Source organism: Virgibacillus siamensis (assembly GCF_039522605.1).
GTDB classification, from domain to species: Bacteria; Bacillota; Bacilli; order Bacillales; family Amphibacillaceae; genus Lentibacillus; species Lentibacillus siamensis.
The window spans coordinates 1-1,522 of the sequence record NZ_BAAADS010000036.1 but is presented as its reverse complement, the minus strand read 5'-3'; the positions used below and the strand labels follow the sequence as shown (position 1 = coordinate 1,522).

The 1,522-nt window shown below is 39.8% G+C and carries 1 protein-coding gene; it reads left to right on the top strand.

The window, feature by feature from the left end:
- Window positions 1-85 precede the first annotated feature (85 nt).
- The gene (locus ABD010_RS18270) at window positions 86-1,402 is read left to right on the top strand and encodes an IS1380 family transposase (RefSeq protein ID WP_343816513.1); all 1,317 of its coding nucleotides are present in this window, start codon (window positions 86-88) and stop codon (window positions 1,400-1,402) included.
- Window positions 1,403-1,522: the final 120 nt, after the last annotated feature.

Below are 1,522 nucleotides of genomic sequence, written 5' to 3'. Positions count from 1 at the left end.
ATTATGCATCAAATAAATGAAAAAAGAACCCAATTTCTGTTACAGTTTAAGTACCACCAAAAACCAACAGAAAGGGGTTCTTCTAATGGCTACTTTACCGCATACAACGCTAGATTTCAATCATCAAATCAAATTATCTAATAATGGAGGTGCGCTCTCCTCTGATACAGGTGAGTTCCTATTCAGGGAGTTCGATGAAAAAATTGGCTTTTCCCAAACCTTGGCACGTCATCTGAAATTAAAAGATGAAAGACGGTATCACATTCATTCCAACAAGGATTTGCTTCGCCAAAAAATTTATCAAATTATTGCTGGTTATGCTGAAGACGATGCGGCCGACCAATTAACGAATGACCCTGTTCTGACACAAGTTATTGGAACAAATGCTTTAGCTTCTCAACCGAGTTTATCACGCTTTTTTGAGCGGTTTGATTCAGATTCGATTCAACCATTTAATCAGGCCAATCAGGAGTTGTTGGATAAAGCGCATCGATATCGGGAGTCAAATGCAATTATCTTTGACCTGGACTCTACCCATTCGGATACATATGGTGAACAGGAATCTGCCGCTTTCAATACCCATTATGGTACAGTCGGTTTCCACCCATTAGTTGCTTTTGATGGTGTAACGCGCGATTTTCTCAAAGCCAAGCTGCGTCCGGGTAATGTCTACACGTCCAATGGCGTTGTTGAATTCGTTAAGCCGCTTATCACACATTATAATGAAATGTTTCCGGAAACAACGCCTTTCCTGCGCGGTGACAGTGGTTTTGCAGTTCCGGATCTATATGAATGTTGCGAAGCCGAATCGGTCTATTACGTTATTCGATTGAAATCGAATCCTAATTTGCAGCGATTAGCTGAGGAGTACTGTCCTTCCACTGCACCATCTGATGTAACGAAAAGCGAATGTTACTACGAAGAGACGGAATATAAGGCACAATCATGGTCCAGGTCTAGAAAAGTAATCATCCAATCCGTTCGTCCGGCAGGTGAGTTGTTTTTTACACATTCATTCTTTGTTACAAACCTAAAAGATGTGTTCTTACCAAAGGCTATTGTCCGTTCTTACCAAAAAAGAGGGACTATGGAAAATTATATCAAAGAAGCGAAAGACGGATTCAATCTGGATCGAATGAGTAGTCATTCCTTCCAGGCAAATGAAGCAAGAATGATGCTGAGTCTACTCGCTTATAACTTGACAAATTGGATGCGTACGCTATGTTTTCCAGAAGAGCAGAAAACCATGCAAATTCAAACAATACGAACAAACGTGATTAAAGTTGCCAGCAAATTAGTCAGATCAGGACGTTCGTTTTATTTTAAGTTATCGTCCAGTTTTGTATATCAGGCATTTTTCTGGAAAGTACTCCAACGAATACAAGGGTTAAAGCTAGAGTGAAGCTTTATTACAACGACCCCCATTTTTAAAGGTCTTTTTTAACCGAGGGAGAAGTATGCCCAAAAATGATGTTTTTCCGAACAACCACAGCTATATCACATTAAAATACCATCAATGTTG

Excerpts from the sequence above, each read along its gene's own strand:
- ABD010_RS18270 (WP_343816513.1), top strand. The coding sequence starts at position 86 with ATGGCTACTTTACCGCATACAACGCTAGATTTCAATCATCAAATCAAA.